Source organism: Mucilaginibacter sp. SG564 (assembly GCF_013149275.1).
In the GTDB taxonomy this organism is placed as follows: Bacteria; Bacteroidota; Bacteroidia; order Sphingobacteriales; family Sphingobacteriaceae; genus Mucilaginibacter.
The window spans coordinates 431,496-451,097 of record NZ_JABGNA010000002.1 but is presented as its reverse complement, the minus strand read 5'-3'; the positions used below and the strand labels follow the sequence as shown (position 1 = coordinate 451,097).

The 19,602-nt window shown below is 46.0% G+C and carries 15 protein-coding genes; 11 read left to right on the top strand and 4 right to left on the bottom strand.

Annotated elements, in window-relative coordinates; genetic code table 11:
* Positions 1-263: 263 nt before the first annotated feature.
* The 11 genes from FHW89_RS06535 (at position 264) to FHW89_RS06485 (ending at position 16,363) form a co-directional block, all read left to right on the top strand.
* Positions 264-851: an RNA polymerase sigma-70 factor gene (locus FHW89_RS06535; protein ID WP_172334213.1), complete on the top strand. Its 588-nt coding sequence runs from the start codon at positions 264-266 to the stop codon at positions 849-851.
* A gap of 62 nt (positions 852-913) precedes the next feature.
* A complete protein-coding gene (locus FHW89_RS06530; RefSeq protein ID WP_172334212.1) occupies positions 914-1,993 on the top strand; it encodes a FecR family protein in 1,080 nt (359 codons plus the stop codon).
* Positions 1,994-2,216: 223 nt separating this feature from the next.
* Complete coding sequence (locus FHW89_RS06525) at positions 2,217-5,558, top strand: SusC/RagA family TonB-linked outer membrane protein (protein ID WP_172334211.1); 3,342 nt, start codon at positions 2,217-2,219, stop codon at positions 5,556-5,558.
* Between the two features lie 11 nt (positions 5,559-5,569).
* Entirely contained in the window at positions 5,570-7,018 is a 1,449-nt protein-coding gene (locus FHW89_RS06520; protein WP_172334210.1) for a RagB/SusD family nutrient uptake outer membrane protein, read from the top strand.
* 19 nt (positions 7,019-7,037) lie between these two features.
* A complete protein-coding gene (locus FHW89_RS06515; RefSeq protein WP_172334209.1) occupies positions 7,038-7,709 on the top strand; it encodes a fasciclin domain-containing protein in 672 nt (223 codons plus the stop codon).
* An 83-nt stretch (positions 7,710-7,792) separates the two neighbouring features.
* A complete protein-coding gene (locus FHW89_RS06510) occupies positions 7,793-9,487 on the top strand; it encodes a glycoside hydrolase family 28 protein (RefSeq protein ID WP_216650493.1) in 1,695 nt (564 codons plus the stop codon).
* A gap of 115 nt (positions 9,488-9,602) precedes the next feature.
* Positions 9,603-11,024, top strand: a complete 1,422-nt coding sequence (locus FHW89_RS06505; protein WP_253952182.1) for a polysaccharide lyase 6 family protein — start codon at positions 9,603-9,605, stop codon at positions 11,022-11,024.
* 15 nt (positions 11,025-11,039) lie between these two features.
* Positions 11,040-13,094: a discoidin domain-containing protein gene (locus FHW89_RS06500; RefSeq protein WP_172334208.1), complete on the top strand. Its 2,055-nt coding sequence runs from the start codon at positions 11,040-11,042 to the stop codon at positions 13,092-13,094.
* Between the two features lie 118 nt (positions 13,095-13,212).
* Complete coding sequence (locus FHW89_RS06495) at positions 13,213-14,640, top strand: alpha-L-fucosidase (RefSeq protein WP_172334207.1); 1,428 nt, start codon at positions 13,213-13,215, stop codon at positions 14,638-14,640.
* Positions 14,641-14,643: 3 nt separating this feature from the next.
* Positions 14,644-15,444 (top strand): heparin lyase I family protein, encoded by an 801-nt coding sequence (locus FHW89_RS06490; protein ID WP_172334206.1) that lies wholly within the window; start codon positions 14,644-14,646, stop codon positions 15,442-15,444.
* A 34-nt stretch (positions 15,445-15,478) separates the two neighbouring features.
* The gene (locus FHW89_RS06485) at positions 15,479-16,363 is read left to right on the top strand and encodes an AraC family transcriptional regulator (protein WP_172334205.1); all 885 of its coding nucleotides are present in this window, start codon (positions 15,479-15,481) and stop codon (positions 16,361-16,363) included.
* A 519-nt stretch (positions 16,364-16,882) separates the two neighbouring features.
* Here the strand turns inward: FHW89_RS06485 and FHW89_RS06480 are convergent.
* From FHW89_RS06480 to FHW89_RS06465, 4 genes are all read right to left on the bottom strand, one after another.
* Entirely contained in the window at positions 16,883-17,866 is a 984-nt protein-coding gene (locus FHW89_RS06480) for an NAD(P)-dependent oxidoreductase (RefSeq protein ID WP_172334204.1), read from the bottom strand.
* Between the two features lie 101 nt (positions 17,867-17,967).
* Positions 17,968-18,807, bottom strand: coding sequence for a hypothetical protein (locus FHW89_RS06475; RefSeq protein WP_172334203.1), 840 nt, complete (start codon positions 18,805-18,807; stop codon positions 17,968-17,970).
* A 41-nt stretch (positions 18,808-18,848) separates the two neighbouring features.
* Positions 18,849-19,058: a hypothetical protein gene (locus FHW89_RS06470; protein ID WP_172334202.1), complete on the bottom strand. Its 210-nt coding sequence runs from the start codon at positions 19,056-19,058 to the stop codon at positions 18,849-18,851.
* Positions 19,059-19,101: 43 nt separating this feature from the next.
* Positions 19,102-19,563 carry a hypothetical protein gene (locus tag FHW89_RS06465; protein WP_172334201.1) on the bottom strand — a complete coding sequence of 154 codons (462 nt, stop codon included), beginning with the start codon at positions 19,561-19,563 and terminating at the stop codon, positions 19,102-19,104.
* Positions 19,564-19,602: the final 39 nt, after the last annotated feature.

Sequence of the window (19,602 nt, the reverse complement as noted above, 5' to 3'; positions counted from 1 at the left end):
AGATTCAATAACCGAAACTTAACATTGGCTTAATTTACCGGGTTAAATAGTTATGCCATGGGCAGTTATATGTTGATACATACATGATTGAGCCAGAGTCATTACAGAATGATAGTTAGGCGATCATCTTTGATAAAATTGTAAATACAAGTTAGTATTTAGTCAATATAGTTTATTTCTGCGCTGTTTTTCAGGCCTAAATTAGGTTAACCAATTACCAGCATTTCTCCAACGTAAATGCACCAGTTCAAACCTGATTATACATGTTAAACATTGACCTTAAAGAGCTATTGGAAAAAATAGCGCGTGATAGTGATCTTGTCGCTTTTCAAAAGATCTACTTTTTGTATTATGAGCGCCTCTTGAAACTGGCTTGTTCTTTTGTAAAACTAACGGAAGTAGCCGAAGAAATTGTTGACGATGTATTTGTAAAAGCGTGGGCAAACCGGGCCAAATTAAGCGAGGTAAATAACTTAACGGTTTACTTGTACGTAGCTGTAAAAAACCAGTCGCTTAACTATAACCAGGCAAACCGTATCGTATATGTCGACATTGAATCTGTTGGGTTTGAATTAAAGGATATTAATGCCTCTGTTGAAGATGTACTGATCACTGCCGAGCTTGCTAAAGTTATTAATGAGGCCATACATCGCCTGCCCGAACAATGTAAATTGGTATTTAAACTGGTCAAAGAAGATCACCTGAAGTACAGGAACGTAGCAGAAATACTCAATATATCCTCCAAAACGGTAGAATACCATATGGGCAATGCGCTTAAAGCTATAGCGGCGGCTATTTCAACTTCGCCTGGTCATCATAAAAAAGTATTCAAAAAGGCATCGGCCAATTAATTTTCATTTTTTCACTGGGGTGTTTTCATTTTTCCCTGTCCTTGTTACTGAAGCTAAAAACAATGGACCAGGAAACTCTTTGGATACTTTTAGGAAAGAAACTGAATAACGAAGCTACTGCCGACGAGCTTCGGCAGTTGGATATATTACTTGCTCAACCCTGGGCCGATGCATACTCCATACAGGTTTTGGAGGCCCTGTGGAAACAAAACCCTGATCGGCCGCCCCGCTTTATTTCGCACAAATTACAGGAAAAATGGGACCGCCTGGAAAGCAGGTTGGAAGTGGATGATTCACATACTGATAGTTTTCAGGGGCCGGAAGATAAAACAGATACCCCGGCAAAAATGAAGAACATCTGGCACAATCCGCTCTGGTTATCCGCGGCGGCAGCATGTTTGGTATTTGGCCTATTGTCACTTTTTTATTGGCGAAATTTTAGCGGGAATAACTCGGGTAAAACTTACCAGATAGCGGCTCCGCTGGGCGGCATCAGTAAAATAATATTACCCGATGGTTCCAAAGTATGGCTAAATGCCGGCAGCGAAATATTTTATGGAACAAACTATGGCAATAAATATCGCGAAATACGCCTAACCGGCGAGGCCTTTTTCGACGTGGTAAAGGATAGTGAGCACCCCTTTATTGTAAATACCACAACCATGCAGATAAAGGTTCTGGGTACCGCGTTTAATGTGCGGGCATATGCCAATGATAATACTTCCGAAGCCTCATTGATCAGGGGGAGGATAGAGCTTACCCCGGTATCAAACCCCGATCATAAGATCATCTTAAAACCCTCCGAAAAACTAACATTACCCAATAAAAATGTGCACAGTAACGGTGATAATAACACCCTTATAACACTAAGCGCCTTGCATCATGAGCAAAATGATTCGTTACCGGCCGAGGCCCAATGGCTAGAAAATAAGCTGGTATTTGATGATGAATACTTTGATGATGTGGCCAAAAAAATGGAGCGGTGGTACGGTGTTTCGATCACCTTTAAAAACGAAGAGCTAAAACAGAAAAAGTTTAGCGGAAAGTTTACCAAAGAATCACTGGCCACAGCCCTGGATGCGCTTAAGGCCACCAGCAATTTTAACTTTTTAATTGATAACGATAAAGTGACTATTTATTAAACCCCATTAACCTTAAAACAAAGCGCATATGATTAAAACCGATACATAAAACACCTTAAAACCAAAAAGCGGAGAATGTTGACGCATCCCCCGCGGTTTGGTCCTTCAAAATTACGAGTCGTCTTAAAACCAATAATTCAAGTAACCTAAAGACTAAATTATGAAAAAAAATGCTTGCCGCATAAGCCATATGCGGTTGCAATGCCTTATAAAAATATTCCTCATGACAAAGTGTACCCTTATCCTGATCGTGATATCATCCTTTCAGGTTTTTTCAAAAGGCTACGGGCAGGATAAGATCAATATTAACCTGCATAATGTTTCGATAAAGAAAGCACTTGCCGAAGTGGAAAAGGCAAGCAGCTATCGCTTTGTTTATAACGATGATGCTTTGAGCTCAAAGCTCATTGGTAAGGTTGATCTGAGCAATGCCTCCATTGTTGAGGTGATGGAAATGTTGTTGTCACAAACAAATCTTACCTACAAACTGAACGGAAATAACCTGGTTATCATTACCGATAAAAGGCTGCAATCAGCACCGATTTCCATATCCGGAGTGGTGAGCGACTCCAAAGGCCCCTTGCCCGGTGTAAGTGTAAAAATAAAAGGTACGCAGATTGGCGTTCTTACTGACGGTAATGGAAAGTTCCTGATCAATGTGGCCGACAACAATGCGATACTGGTGTTTTCGTCGGTTGGTTATGTTGCGACAGAGATTCCTGTAGGCGATCGTAAAACCATTAATGTGACATTAAAAGAGTCGGCGACCGATTTAAGTGAAGTTGTTGTAACGGGTTATGGTCAGTCGGTAGCCAAGCGCGACCTCACCGGTGCTATATCAACCATAACCGCCAAACAGATTGAAGAACGCCACCCGATCAATCTGATAGATGCCTTGCAATCACAGGCATCAGGTGTGCTGGTTATCAATGATTCGGGCGAACCGGGAGCGACAGGCTCTATCCAGATCCGCGGCGGATCAACATTTTCGAGCGCGGGCAACGCACCGTTATTCGTGATCGACGGTATTTTAAGTCAAAGCGCCGATAATGTAAACCCCAATGATATCCAATCCATCGAGGTGTTAAAAGACGCGGCATCGGCAGCTATTTATGGCTCGCAAGCGGCAAATGGTGTTATCCTGATCACTACTAAACGGGGCAGGGCAGGTAAGCCTCTCATCAATGCCCAGTATGCCCGCATCTTTGGCGTAATGGCGCACAAACTGGAGCAGCCAAACTCCAGGGACCTGCGTATTGAGCGGAATTTATATAACGGAGCAAGTCCCGACAAACCCACAACCACCAATGATTCACTAAACGTTGTTTTTAACTCCGATAACGACAACCAGGATGTAATCACCCAGACAGCCAAGCGGGATATCCTTGACTTTGGTGTAAGCGGGGGCGAAAAAAGTGTGCAGTACTATTCCAGTATCCGGTACATTAATGATCAGGGGCTTATCGTTAACAGCTACGCGAAAACATTGCAGGCTCGGTTTAACCTCGATTACCAGGTATCCCCCCGATTTAAATACAGTAACCGCCTGTCATTCGGGTATAATACCAATAACAATATCAACGAGGGGAATACCATTAACCAGGCCTTCCAGCGACCGTCAAACTTAGCTTTATATTATCCCGACGGCACTTTAACGGGTTACATTAGCGGACGGCGTAACCAACTATCGGTTGCTTTGCTCGAGATTAACCAAACCAATACGTATAACGGCGACCTGTTTAACCAGATCGATTATACAATAACCAAAGATCTGCGACTGACCAATAATTTCGACTTTGGTTTATCAACACCGCATAATGTGTTTTTTGATCCTAAGTTGCTAAGCAGCGCCAACCCTTTGGTTAACTCGGGCAGGGAAAGTTTTGCGGTTAATACCAACTGGGCCTACCAGGGATTTTTAAACTGGGCTAAAACATTTGGCAACCACTCCATAACAGCAGTGGCGGGTGTAAGTGCCGAAAAAACACAGAACAACAGTTTTAAAATAGCTGGTTCAAATTCGGCCAACGAAACTATATACACCTCCAACGTTTATGGCACTATTGACCAAACCAATACCGGTACCGATGCGGGCTCAACCAGCCGTGAATCACTTTACGCCCGGGCTACCTATAATTATAAAAGCCGCTACATGTTCAATGTTGTTTACCGAAAAGACGGTTCATCAAGGTTTGGTAAGGATAATAAATATGGCGATTTCTACGGCTCATCTGCAGCTTGGCGATTTACCGATGAGCCATTTATGGGCTGGGCAAAAAAAGTGATGAATGATGCCAAGCTCCGTGTAAATTATGGTGAAGTAGGTAACGACCGTATCCCATCTAACTCTAATTTGCTGATCTATACTTTTGGCTCTTCCTTTTATAATGCTGTAAACGGTGTGGTATTAAGCAACCAGTTTGGCAACTCTCAATTGAAATGGGAAAGTAACATCCAAAAAGGCATCGGGCTCGATCTGCAATTTTTCAATTCAAGGTTGAATGTAACCGCCGATTACTACAAAAAGACAACCAAAAACCTGCTTTACCAGCGTAATATCCCGGTTGAAACAGGTTTTACCAATGTATATGTAAATGTGGGAGACGTTACCAATAAAGGGTTTGAGCTTTCGATTAATGCAACACCGCTGGCCCTCAAAAACTTTAACTGGAACATTGGAGCCAACCTCACCATTGAGCGCAACCGCATCAAGAGCCTGTACAATCATCAGCCCTTCCTGGCAACTTCGGGAGGAGCTACTTACCTGGTGCAGGAAGGTGGAAAGATCGGCGATTTTTATGGCTACAAAGGCTTGGGGGTTTACCAGTATGATGCCTCCAACGCTTATGATGGCAATTGGAACAGACTGACACCAGTAGGGGTATCCGCCGATGGTAAAACCGCTCAAAAATATACGCTGAACGGGCAAACTTATAGCGGTACCGTACACCACATGTATGCAGGCGGCGCTTTACTGCTTGGCGGCGACATGATATTTGACAATGTTAAAAAGGACAGTGTTATTGATGCCAATGACCGCCAGGTATTGGGTAACGCGCAGCCATCATTCTACGCGTCTATCATCAATACCATAAACTACAAACAGTTTACCTTATCATTTACCCTGAACACTACCTGGGGTGGCCAGATCTATGACAGTCCGCGGCAAACACTGGATAACCTGGCTACATCGGGTATTGTGGCTGATAATAATACCACCTATAATTCCTGGAAAAAGCAGGGCGATATTACCGATATCCCTTACATGGGCCGCAAAAACTCCACCGCTAATTTCCCCGGAACACAAACCCGGTTCCTGGAAAACTCCTCGTTCATCAGGCTGAGTTATGCCAAGCTTACTTATAATCTGCCCGCCAACCTGGCATCGCGGTATAAGCTCAAAAACATAGGGGCCTATGTATACGGCGCCAACTTGCTTACCTGGACAAATTATACATGGTATGATCCTGAATTTTCTTCCAGCTCGGCGCTTACACCGGGTAATGATAATGGCCGCTATCCGCGCAGGCGCGAGGTTGGGTTTGGTATAAATGTTAATTTCTAATTCATCGAGATATGAAAAAAATATTAAGCGTTACTTTTTTAACCTTGCTGATCACCGTATCGGGCTGTAAAAAGCTGTTGGATCAGCCCCCTAAAAGTCAGTTAGGAAGTGATAAATTCTGGAAAAACGCCGATGACGCCAAAGCAGGCGTTGCGGGTATATATGACGGTATCCAGGATATGTTCAACAGCCAGTTCATTTATTGGGGCGACGGGCGGAGCGATAATCTCACTTTTCACCCAACGTATAACGACGCCCTGCCGTTGGCGATCAACGTGCTAACACCCAGCACAAATGGGGCCGACTGGACCCTGATCTACACCACTATCAGTCGGGCCAACTTTGCTATAAAATACATCCCGACTATTCCGGTAATTGATGCGGCTACCTCCAATGATCTGCAGGCCCAGGCATTGAGTATCAGGGCTTACTGTTATTTCTGGTTGATACGACTTTGGGGCAATGTTCCACTATGGACACAGCCCTACGAAGATCTGAGCACCGATCCCTATAAAGGCGTAACCCCGGCGGCTGATATCATGAAAAATGAGATCCTGCCCGATCTGTTAAAAGCTTATGACTTGTCTGATAAAACCGCAGCGGTTGTCTGGAACGTGAATTCGGGAGGCATAGCAGCCATGCTGATGGATGTTTATATGTATAACCATGATTATGCCAATGCTTTATCATGGTGCGATAAGCTGCTGGCATTAAAACGCTACAGCCTGGAGCCTACAGCCACCTGGAAAAACATCTTTACATCGCCCACAAATTCTAAAGAAGATATCTGGAGTTTGAACTGGGATTTTACGGTTGATGGCGGTAATAAAACATCGCAGGAAATAGGGGCTGGCGATACCAACAGCGATTTTGCCGTTGACCCGGCATTGTGGACCTATTTTACAACCACCACTGCCGATATACGTGGCGCCCAGAGCATTGATTTTAAAGTGAACAACCACGATAAAATATGGAAGTATTACGCCCCTAATCTGGATAAGAATGGCAACCAGATCTATCCTAATTCGCCGCAGGCCAACTTGCTGTTCCCGCTGTACCGCCTGGCGGATATCTACCTTTTACGGGCCGAGGCCTTAAACCGGACAGGCGACCTGGCCAACGCGCTCGTTTATTTAAACATGGTGCATACCCGGGCAGGTTTACCCGCCTATCAGGCAAGTGATTTTGCCAGTGCCGATGATATGTTATACGGCAACCCGGTAAATGGAAACGGCATTCTGCGTGAGCGCCAACTGGAATTATTTTGCGAAGCCAAACGCTGGTTCGATCTGCAACGTAACGGTATTATCGTTTCGACCATGGATCCTTTAATTAAAATACGGCAAACGTTAAAAGGATTTCCGCCAACAGGTTTTGGCGATGTCCGCAAAATATACTGGCCTATAAACCAAAATGTATTGAATGCCAATACCAAGCTCACTCAAAATCCACCTTATTAATTTATAGCAAATGAAAACGATGAAACAAGCAATTGTATGGCTTGCATGTATGGGCCTTTTAATAAGTATGGCTGGCTGTAACCTGGCCGGATTAAAATTGCAGGAAAATGCCGATTATCACCCCTATGTGCTCGATCCGCATATCAATAAAACCGCCTGGCAGTATATCAAGGAGCGCAGCTACAACTTTGCCGGGAAAGATACGGTGTTTAAGCTGATGCGCCAGGCTATCGAATACTCCGGTATTGATACCAATTTGTATATCAAAACCGATTGCACTTTTATATTTCTGCATAACGACGCCGTTTACAGGCTATCAAACAAGGTGATCACTGCCGATTGTTACTGGGGTAAATACCTGGTAAACGGCAAACCGGCCACCAAATGGAGCGATTACCCCAAGGAACAGGTAAAAAATTATCTGTTGTATTTAATAGTACAGGGGGCGTATTCATTTAACAATTTAACACCTACCAATGTGGTAGCCACAACGCTTCAGCCGTTAAATTACGATCCGCTGAACCCCACATCGATCATGACCCTGCGGGTTAATAATGATCAGAACTTTACCATGCGGTTAAATGATTTTTCCAATTCGGTAGCTTATGTGAGTGTGCGCACCAGCAACATTTTGGCCTTAAACGGGGCCATACAGGTGATAGACAGGGTACTTTTTTATCAAACAAAATAGTACGTGGTTTAATTGGTTCGCCGGTCGCGACGGGGCTCCCTGTTGCGGCCGGCTCTTTTTAAACACACTGAAAATGAAAACAAATGGCAAACACACATGACAACTCCGTATCCCGCCGAAACTGGCTGGGCACTATGGGCAAGATCTCGCTGGCAACCGGACTAACAGCAGTCGGTGCAGGATCATTTGGCGCCGAACGCCCCGGACAGGTAAAAGCAACCAATAATGACATTGGAGCACGGGTATATAACATTCGCGATTTTGGGGCCAGGGGCGATGGTAAAACGCTGGATACCGCGGCTGTGCAATCGGCTATTGATTTATGCAACAAGGAACAGGGCGGAACGGTGCTGGTACCGGCAGGTGTATTTGTTATCGGCACGGTGGAGCTGAAAAGCAATGTTACACTGCATATTGCCGCACAAGGAAAACTATTAGGCAGCGCTGATGGTAAACAATACCATGCCAGTGAAGCTATTCCATTGGACGTTGGCTGGACCATGAACGATGGTAACGTAGGTTTGATATTTGCCGCCAATGCCGAGAATATCACCATTGAAGGTAATGGCAGTATTGATGGACAAGGCGCGCAATTCCGCAGTGATACCAAAGGTGTATTGCCACCGGCGGGTATCTCAGGAAATCACCGCCCATATCATTTGCTTTTTTATCAATGTAAAAATTTAACGGTGCGCGATATTTCGCTCTACAACAGCGCCTATCATTCCATCAGGGTTTGTATGTGTACATTGGGGAAATTCGAAGGCTTATACATCCGCAGCAAAGTGATCCATAATAATGATGGCTTTCATTTTATCGGTAGTAGCTATATGCATGTTTCCAATTGCGATGTGCAATGCCAGGATGATGCCTGCGCCTTGTTTGGCAGCTGTAAATTTGTAACCGTTTCTGATTGTTCGTTTAGTACACGCTGGTCCGTATTCCGGTTTGGCGGAGGTGAGGCCGAGAACATTACCGTTTCTAACTGCATTATTTATGAAACCTATGGCTGCCCTATAAAGATGCGTTGTTCACCTGGTTCTCGGTTTGAGAATATCTCGTTTTCAAACCTGGTGATGAAGGACGTAACCGGACCTATTTCCATTGGTTCGGGCAACGGGAAATCATCCGTTAATACCGTCGCGAATTCCCAGGCGATTGTACGCAATATTTCCTTTAATCATATCCATGCAACGGTGGTAAAGCCGGTGCAGCTTCGCGGCTCGGAGTTTACAAGCAAATACAATCCCGGCGAAATATTTTCATGCGTTACACTGAATGCCATGGACGATATCTTTTTGGAAAATATCAGTTTTAATGATGTTCATATCACATTTCCCGGTGGAGGCACGGCAGAACAAGGAGCGGTGCGCGATGTGCCAAAAGTAGCCGCGGAGTATTACCAGATAGGAGTACCACCCGCATACGGTATATATGCCCGGAATGTACGCGGCCTAACCCTCCATAACGTACGACTGACCATGGACAGCCCAGATCTGCGCCCGGCTGTTGTACTCGATAATGTGGAAGACGCTGCACTGAATGGACTGAGCGCACAGGGCCAAAAAGGTTCCGAATCATTACTCCGCTTCATCAATACCCGGGATGTTTTGGTAAGCGCTCTAAGGGTACTAACACCCGTAACCAATTTGCTGCAGGCCGAAGGCAAGGCATGCGCCAATATCATTATAGATGGAGGTGATACCACAAAGGCGGACAAGGTGCTGGTATTAACATCGGGCGCATCCGCACAAGCGGTAAAGCTGAGGGGTTTGTAACAATAACGATAGGCCAATGGAGTGTATTAATTAGCTTATTGGTGCAAATGAACCGCTAAAAAATAAACCGATGTTAGTCAGATCATACTTTTTATCTTCCTAAAAACCGAGCATCATGTACAAAAAAAAGTTTTACATCTATTTAAAAAACAACATGGGTGGCCTGACTATTGCGTGGCTTGTTTTATTAGTATTGCCATCCCAAAACATATTGGCGCAAGCGGTTACCGTATCGTCTGTTACCGACTTACAAAAGGCCATTGATAAGGCAAAAGCGGGCGACCAGATCCTGCTGGCCGACGGGGTTTATACTACCACCGAAGATATCGCTGTGCGTGGAAAGGGCACCCACGAAAAACCGATCACCATTGCAGCGCAACATACAGGTGCTGCGGAAATTACGGGCAAAGGCGGTTTTAGCCTACAAAGCCCGGCGGCATTTGTGATCATCCGCGGATTTAAATTCACCCATGCGGCATCCAAAGCCAAAACCGGAATAGGTACCACTCACTGCCGTTTTACGCAAAACATATTTGAAAACCAGGGCGATGGAGAAGATTTAACCGTTGCCGGCAGCGACCACGAAGTGGATCATAATACGTTCCAAAACAAAAACGCCATGGGCAGGTTCATCGCCATTCGCGGCGAGGGCAAGCAAATAGCCGAACGGCTGTACATCCACCATAACTATTTTAACAATTTCGCCAGCCAGGGCGGTAAAAACGGAGCCGAGGCATTGCAGTTTGGCTTAAGCGGCTTCAGCTTATCATCCAGCAATAGCATTGTTGAATACAACCTTTTTGAACGCTGCGAAGGGGAAAACGAGCTCATCTCGGTTAAAGCATCGGCCGTAACGCTTCGGTATAATACTGTTCGTGATTGTCCTGCACAATTTACCCTGCGCCATGGCAACAAAAGTTTGGTATATGGCAATTACTTTTTCAATACGCCGGGCTTAAGGATCTTTGGCGACGATCACATTATCTACAGTAATTACTTTGAAAACTGCAGCCCGGCCATTGTGATAGGCAATGGTGATGGAGAAGTTGCCGATGGGGCCCAACTTACCGCGCATGACAGGCCCGACCGTGTGATTATCGCTTACAACACGCTGGTTAATAATAAAGAAAACATCATCCAAACCGGCCGCAAAAACGGAATGGGCGCTACTTATATCACGGTAGCCGATAATATCATCCAGGGTGGCGGACCGGCAGCTACTATATCCGGGCCATACACCAATCCGCAATGGGCGCGCAATATATTGTTCCAGGTAAAGGATGCCGGTAATATACCTGCGGAAGGGTATACTACAGTTGATCCTAAATTGGCAAAAAACGTATCAGGAACATATCATATACAGGCGGGCAGTCCCGCTATTGACCACGGAACGACCGTGTATCCTGGTATGACTACAGATATGGATGGCCAGCTACGCGTCCAGCCTTTTGATATCGGTGCCGACGAATTAAGTAATGCGCCTGTAAAAGCACATGCGCTTAGTCCGGCAGAGGTTGGTTATCAGGCTAAAAATTAAAACGATCTTATCAACATGAAAAACAGTTGTGTATTTATATTATGCTGGTTCATTGCAGCCAGCACATTTGCGCAAAAAAATAAAAGTCAGTGGGTATACCGGGGCAAGGATGGCAAACTGGTTTACAAAATCACACCCGCCGGCGACAGGATCATGGATTTTTCAGCGGCCGGCTATATGGGCGGTGGCGTGGCATTGCCGACAGTTCCTATAAAACGAGTAGTAAAACCATCGGGGAATGATGATACCCAGGCCATACAAAGTGCTATAGATGAGGTGTCGGCGATGTCTTTGCAAAATGGATTCCGGGGGGCGGTAGAGCTTGCTCCGGGTACATTTACCTGTTCTGGCCCAATCCTCTTATCAACAAGCGGCGTAGTATTACAGGGTAACGGCAGCGGTGCAAATGGTACTACCATCAAAATGGTCGGCGATCATCATACTGCAATAGTAATTGGTCGGGGAAACACCAATGTGTCTTTGGGGAGAACAGAAAGAGGGGATAGTAGTGCCGTTAATACTGCTAAAACCACTATCTCGGATGCCTATGTACCATCGGGCAGTACATCTTTTAGTGTTGCCGATGCGTCCGTATTTGCCATTGGTGATACTATAGCGATCAACCGCCCGGTAACCGAAAGCTGGGTGCACTTTATGAGAATGGACGACATGTGGCGCGATGGTAAAAAAGAAACCTGGCTCAAAGCAGGTTCACGGGGTGTTATCAAAAGAAAGATAGTCGGCATAACAGGTAATAAACTCACTATTGATATTCCCCTGGCCGACTCTTATGACGCGCAGTTTTTAAATTCTCCCGGTATCGTCATCGTCAAAGCAAAGCCGGTATCGCGGGTTACGCAGGCAGGTATCGAAAATATACACATCCAATGCCCGCCGCTCGAAATTGACTATGGTCATGCTCCTTATGCAGGCATCCGTGTTGGCGGCGATGACTGCTGGGTAAAGGATGTGTATTGCGAAGAAACCATGAACACCACGGTGCTTGCCGGTAACCGCATCACCATGGAAAAGGTGATCGTGAAACACACCTACGCTAATTTGGGTGCATCAAAACCAACAGATTTTAGTTTGGAGGGAGGCCAAAACCTGATCGACCGTTGCGAGATCACCGGCGGCAATATGTACTTCGTGTGGACCTCATCCTTAATTGCCGGCCCCAATGTTTTACTCAATTGCACCTTTAGGGGTACACGCAGCCGGGTGCAACCCCATCAGCGGTGGGCGACCGGGCTTTTGGTGGATAACTGTACCGTGCCCGATGGCGGGATAGATTTTATGAACCGGGGTATCGCAGGCTCGGGTCATGGCTGGACGATGGGCTGGGCCGTAGCCTGGAATTGTATCGCCAAAACATATGTTATCCAAAACCCGCCGGGCGCGGTAAACTGGGCCATCGGCTGTATTGGCAAACGCGAACAAACCGCACGCTTATTTGACAGCGCCCCTGTTTTGCCCGACGGCAATTTCGATTCGCATGGCTCGCCTGTAGAGATCCAAAGCCTTTACCTGGCCCAGCTGGCCGAACGTTTAGGCGCAAAGGGGCTTAAAAATATAGGGTACACAGGCAATACTGTGGATATGTTCCCGAATAAACAGGTAAGCCTGTTGCCGCTAAAAACACAAAGCGATAAACTCGGCTTTAATGAGGCCATTGACCGCCCGGTAAATACCAGCGATGTAAAAGGAAGTACCCGCGAATTTGGCGGCGAAAAAGCGATCGACGGTAACCCGGCCACATACTGGCGCACCAACGATGGCGTAACCAAAGCGACGCTCGAGGTGGACATGGAAGGCCCTGTAGCAATAAACACCCTGCAGATCAACGAACAAGGCGAGCACATAAACGCCTATAAAGTCGAGGCCCAGCTGGATAGTGATTGGAAGCTGCTGACACAAGGAACCACCATCGGGAAAAACCTGGTCGTAAAATTCCCGGCAACTATTGCCTGGAAGGTTCGCCTGACTGTATCAAAAGCCAATGATTATGTGGGCATCAATAATTTCGGGCTGTATATGGAAAGGGGGAGAAGCCCGGGCAGTAAGATCTGATTCGAGCGAAAACGATTGCGTAGATTATTCCAGAGAAATGTGGTACCAAATACCACGCGCATTGTATAGTAGTATTATAAACCAGGGTGAGTATTGTACTTGCCAAAATATAAACCTGATGAAGAAACTTTTTATAGCATGTTTGCTGTCCGTCTTTTTTATACATAGTGTTTTTGCTCAAAAAGAGCTTTCGCGCGATGAGCGCATGAAATGGTGGCGAGAAGCCCGTTTCGGTATGTTTATTCACTGGGGCGATTATGCCCAGCTGGCCGGTATGTACAAAGGGCATGAAGTGGGGCGTGGTGGCGAATGGATCATGAACCGGGCCAAGATCCCCGTAGCCGAATACCAGGAGTTTGCCAAAAAATTCAACCCCGTAAAATATGATGCCGATGCCTGGGTAAAACTGGCTAAGGAAGCTGGTATGAAATATATTGTGATCACCGCCAAACATCACGATGGCTTTGCGATGTTTAAATCAAACGCCAGCAAATGGAACATCGCCGATGCTACTCCATATGGTAAGGATGTTTTAAAACCTTTGGCTGCGGCCTGTAAAAAATATGGTATCAAGCTGGGTTTTTATTATTCGCAAGCGCAGGACTGGAATAATCCGGGGGGCGCTGCTGCCCGCAAGGTGAGCAGCGAGGGCTGGGCAAACCCCGATTCGGCCAAAATAGATGCCTATACAGCCGAGCACACCGGGCATTGGGACCCTGCACAAACCACCTCAACCATGGCCGAGTATATCGACCGGGTAGCCGTTCCGCAGGTAAAAGAATTACTGACCAACTATGGCGATGTGGCCGTGATCTGGTGGGATACCCCAACCAACATGACCGATGAGTTTGCTCAAAAATTGAACGATGTATTAAAACTGCAGCCCAATATCATCACCAACGATCGTTTAAAACGCCCCAACTTTCCTGGCGACTATAAAACACCCGAGCAAAAGATCCCCAACCTAAGTGAGCTTGATGGTAAAGACTGGGAAACTTGCATGACCATGAATGGTACCTGGGGCTATAAAAGCTATGACCATAAATGGAAATCGCCCGAAATACTGATCCATAACCTTATCGATATCGCGTCAAAAGGGGGTAACTACCTGTTAAACGTTGGTCCAAATGCCGAGGGCGAGTTTCCGCAGGAAAGCATAGCCTCACTAAAAAAAATGGGCGAATGGATGAAGGCAAACGGCGAAGCCATATATGCCACCAAGGCAAGTCCGCTGCCTGCACTAAGCTGGGGGCGCTGCACGCTTAAACCCAATGGTAAAAATACCACGCTGTATCTATCGGTATTTAACTGGCCAGCTGATGGCAAATTGGTTGTTCCCGGTTTAAAAAACGAGATCCTTAGCGCAAAAATGCTGGCAGGCGGAGCGGCTTTAAAAACCGAAGCCTCTGGCGACGGAACAACCATAAATGTACCGGCTAATGCCACAGATAATATAGCTACCGTAATTAAAGTGGAAGTGAAAGGAGCGGTAGCTTCCCAAGCAGCAAATCAAAATGGTAAAATGAAAACCGGAGCATTGGACTAAGCCATGAAATTGAATAATCCCCTATGTTTAATTGCCGGCGTGCTGCTTACGGGCGGCACGCTCAAGGCGCAGGTTGTGCTGAAAGCTGATGGCAGCAGCGACGCCTATAAGCAAATATCGCGCGTATTAGGAGGGAGTGCCTGCGAAGTGCCGGATTGCGCCCACCCAGTTAAACATATTACCGAGGCGTTTGATAAACAGCTGAACGAATATGTGTTTGTTTTTCACAGTCATGTTAAGGAAGATAATGACCGCTGCAAAAATTTCGACCGGGAGCGGGTGGAGATCAAAACCTATAGCCCCTCTGCCGCTAATTTGAAAGGAGAGCAGGGCGAAACGGTTGAATACAAATGGAAATTTAAAATAGACAGCGGTTTTAAAGCTCAGCCCACATTTACCCACATTCACCAGATCAAGGCCGGCGATGGCGATGCCGGCGCGCCGATCATCACCTTTACGCCCCGGTATGGTCAGCCCGATCTGTTGGAGGTAATCCATACCGGGGCGGTAAAAGAAACCTCGCAGGGTGTTTTGACAAAAGTGAACCTGGCCGATTTTAAAGGCACCTGGGTTGAAGCGACTGAAACCATGCATTACGATACCCATGGCAGTTATTCCGTTACGATTAAACGGGTGGCCGATGGCAAAGTATTGTTGAATTATACCAATAAGGATATCGATCTGTGGCGAAAGGGCACATCATTTTGCCGGCCAAAATGGGGCGTATACCGGAGCTTAAAAAGTGCAGAATACATCAGAGATGAGGACGTTTATTTTGCCGATATCTCTATCAGGGAGCAATAGTTTTTGTTTTAATAACCAATTAAAAACCAATTGAATGAAGCCACAATTACTCAAAGTATCAGCAGGCCCTGCTCAGTCTTTTAGTGCAAGGCAAGACCTCATTCCGTGTATCAACAACAGGTGGCATTATCACCCCGAAATTGAACTGATCCATTTTAAAAAAGGAAGCGGAACTCAGTTTGTGGGCGATAATATCAGGCCGTTTAATGCCGGGGATATGGTGATGATAGGCACTTACCTGCCGCATTACTGGCGTTTTGACGAGGCGTATTTTTCAACAGAAGATACAGCGCCGGTTGATATCCGTGTGGCTCATTTTTGTGAGAATTTTTGGGGAAACGGGTTTTTGCAATTGCCCGAAAATAAAATGATCAAGACCGTATTGGAGAAAGCTAAACGGGGGATACAAATTACCGGTAATGCAAAGAAAGTGATTGCCGGCATTATGGAAGATCTGCTTACTGCCGAGGGTACAAAACGGATCATTTTATTGATGGAGGCGCTCAACATTATTGCGGGCAGTGATCAGGCCGAGGTTTTATCTTCCATTGGTTTTAGTCCGAATATTGAAAAATCCGGTAACGATTGTATCAACGTGATCTACGAGTACTCCATGGCCAATTTCAAAAACAAGATCCACATGGATGAACTGGCCGATCTGGCGGGCATCAGTCCCAACTCCTTTTGCCGTTATTTTAAATCGCGTACGCGCAAAACCTATTCTAAGTTTCTACTGGAGATCAGGGTGGGCCATGCCTGTAAACTGCTGATCGAAAACAAGCTGCCCCTGAAACAGCTTTGCTACGAAAGCGGGTTCAATAATTTTACCAATTTCCATAAGTATTTTAAGCAAATAACCGGTAAAAGCCCATTGAATTACCAAAGAGAGTTTATCCACACCAAAACAAGTTCCTGGTAAGGGAGAGCATCGAAACAAGTGCGGTAAAAACCCACAGACTAAAGGCTGAAAAGAAAAACGCCTATTCAAGCGTCCTCGCTTGAATAGGCGTTCACGCTTGAACGGGTATAGTTTTTATCTATACTCAGCTGTCTGCGTTTTTTAATATTCACGTCATTGCGAGCGCAGCGTGGCAATCCCCTACTTACAGAGCGGACCTTCTTATTGGGGATTGCCACGTCGTTCCTCCTCGCAATGACGCGTCGAGAGAAGAGACTTACGGCCCCTCTATGCGCGAAGCGGAGAGAGGGGTGACAAGTGCAGCGATGTCGGGGTGAGTCAATCTCGTGCGATCGATCTTTTACAGCCCCCTTATATTGTTAGGCCGGAAGCAGATTCAGGAACCCCTAAAGAGACCAAAAAGTGGGTTTACATGTAAACCCACTTTTTGAGACAAAATTTAGTTTAATGCATTGATTTTCAATAAACTAAATCAATGTAAATCATAAAAAGTGTAAACCCATGTAAACCCACTTTTAGCTACTCAACCGGGTAGGGGCCTTGTTCAAAAACTGTATCATGGTAGCCTTTGCTGCCTACATCCCGAGATAAACGGCTTCTGAAATCGATGCCCTCGCTCAGGCATTGCAGTACATAGGCAAAATCATATTTGGGTTGCCAGCCCAGCTCGGCCCGGGCACGACTGTTCACATAAACACGGTCTATATGCGGAAACATCGTCCATTGCTGAAAGGCAAAAAGTTGTTCGTAATCCGGGAAGAGCCGTTTTACCACTTCCGGGGCGTTGGTGTGGAGCATCGCCAGGTCATCCCTGGTAAACGGTGTTGTCGCCGAAATGATATAACGTCCAAACCCGATTGCCTTGGCCTTTTCAACTGCCAGGATATGCGCATCGACAACATCTTCCATTTCTACCCGGCGATACAGCAGCTCATTTGCCTGTACATTGGGCGCGCTGTATTTTCCGCGCACGGCGGCATCGTCATCCGCCTCGGGGAAAAATCGGGATGTCCGTAAAATCACTATGCCCAGGTTGTGTTTGCGGGCAAACATTTCGCACAGGTTTTCGGCCGCTATTTTGGTTACACCATAAATGTTTTTGGGAATGGGGATTACTTCTTCGGTGATCCAGGCTGCCGGCTCGCCAGCTGCAGGATTCATGGCCGCGCCAAATGTGCTGGTGGTACTGGTATAAACAAAGGTGTTTATACCGGCAGCTACGGCCTCTTCCAGTAATACCAGTGTGCCCGAAACATTGGTGTCGATAAAGTTTTGATTGCTATGCGTAGCGATGTGAGGTTTATGCAGCGTTGCCGTATGGATCACGGCATATACATTTTTCAGGCAGTTGCTTACAAATTCCCGGTTGGTTATAGAGCCCACATGATCTGTAAACGCCGATGCTTTGATATCCACACCCCTCGCTTGAACGCCTTGTCCCTTGAGGCTGCGCAAAATAGCTTCGCCCAGGTGACCGGCGCTTCCGGTTACAAGAATATTCATGCAACAAAAATATCCGGTTTGCTTTAGAAAAACCATTTGCTCATAAAAAAAGACGCCTGGTGTTAGGCGTCTTCTGCAAATACAAACAGGGTTAAGGCAGGCTATATTCTGGGGAACAACCGCTGTACACTTTCCTTGGTTAAATGCCTGGGATAGGATACCTCCGCGAATTGTTCGCCATGCATAACGGAGATCTCCGACGGAAGCTTTGATCTGAAGATAGCATGAAGTTGAGCGTACGTATAATGAACGTTGTTGTTGAGCTCATACACCGCCGTAGTAAGCCCGGCATAAGCCGCATTGAGGCGTTGCTGCGGCGTGCCATGATGTTGTGGCGAATTATAATAATAATCGCCGGAAGCATATATGGCCGAGTAATAGGTTTTGATCTGTCCCCAAAGCCATTGTTTGGCCAGCCCCATATAATAGCCCGAAAAGAAATCGGCTTCCAGCTCCCGTTCGGATGGTTGTGCGTAGTCGTTCCAGCCTACGGTAAATTGTACCCTGTGCCCCCACTCATGCGCCAGTACGCCATCAACCGGTAAGGGCGATAAGGTATTGGTATTGGGCAGCTTGCTAAACGAGTTAACCAGGTAATAAAACATCTGGTAACCGAATAAAATGCTACCATCCGGACTGGCATAGGCGTTTTTATAGTCGGCAGTAGGCTCATACAATACATGCACTTCTGCAGGGATACCCAGCCAAAAGTTACGCTGATTGGTAACCTCACCAGCAAAGAACTGGTTGTTCTGCGCTATTTTAAAATCAAAGGTATTTGCAGGGCCAATGGTACCGGAGTTGGAGTAACCGGTAGCATAGCCCAAACAGCCGGCCATATCTTTTACGCTGGCATTTTTATCGGGAGCGGGGCTATTGTCTTTTTTGCAACTGCCTAAGCCAATAGCAGCTATTGCAAGAAGTACTATTATTTTTTTCATACGATCAGTTTTAAGAAACATCTGTTTGAATACAAAGCAGGTTATCCATATTGAAACACATACCTTTGACCTTGTCGCCGCGAGCGGTCCTTTTTGCCCCGCCGTGTTTTAGGGTAAGGCGGCTGGTCCTTGTACCATCGCCCAATGGCAATGGTATAGGCGGGTAAGGACAAAAGATCGCCGGGTTGGCTGCCCTTCGTCGAGCTATCCATCAATGCAATACCTATGATCAGTAATAGGAGGCTTTTCATTTAATGGGAGTAAAACATCAGGGCAAACCAGGTTAACCACATCTTAGTAAATAAATTTAGTTTTGGTTTTATCGTCGAGTACGATGGTTTTGGCCTCGCCCGTTTTTAAAACATAGGGGTTGGTATTGGTGCCATCGCCCAATGACATCACCTGGCTTACGAGGTATTGTTTTAAAATGGAATTGTAGTTTTTATAAAGAACAATACAGCTCTTAAACTGGGGATCAATAGTGAGCGCGGCTGAGGTTTGACCCTTAGGAAGCGGGCCTATCTTATAGGTTTTATGGCTATCGGGTGATTTATCACTATTGATCTGATCAATGGTGGTGCCTTTGAACACAGCGATATACAGTGTATCAATAGCTATTGTAAAGTTTGAGGCGCTTTGTACAGAAATGCTTGTTCCTTTATTGGCGGGGGGATCAACACCATTATCGTTTTTCTTGGAGCACGCCGCGGCAAAAATCGCTGTTGCCAACAGCATCATAATTGATATCTTTTTCATGATAATAGATTTTACCCCAAAGTAAAAGCATGCCTAAAA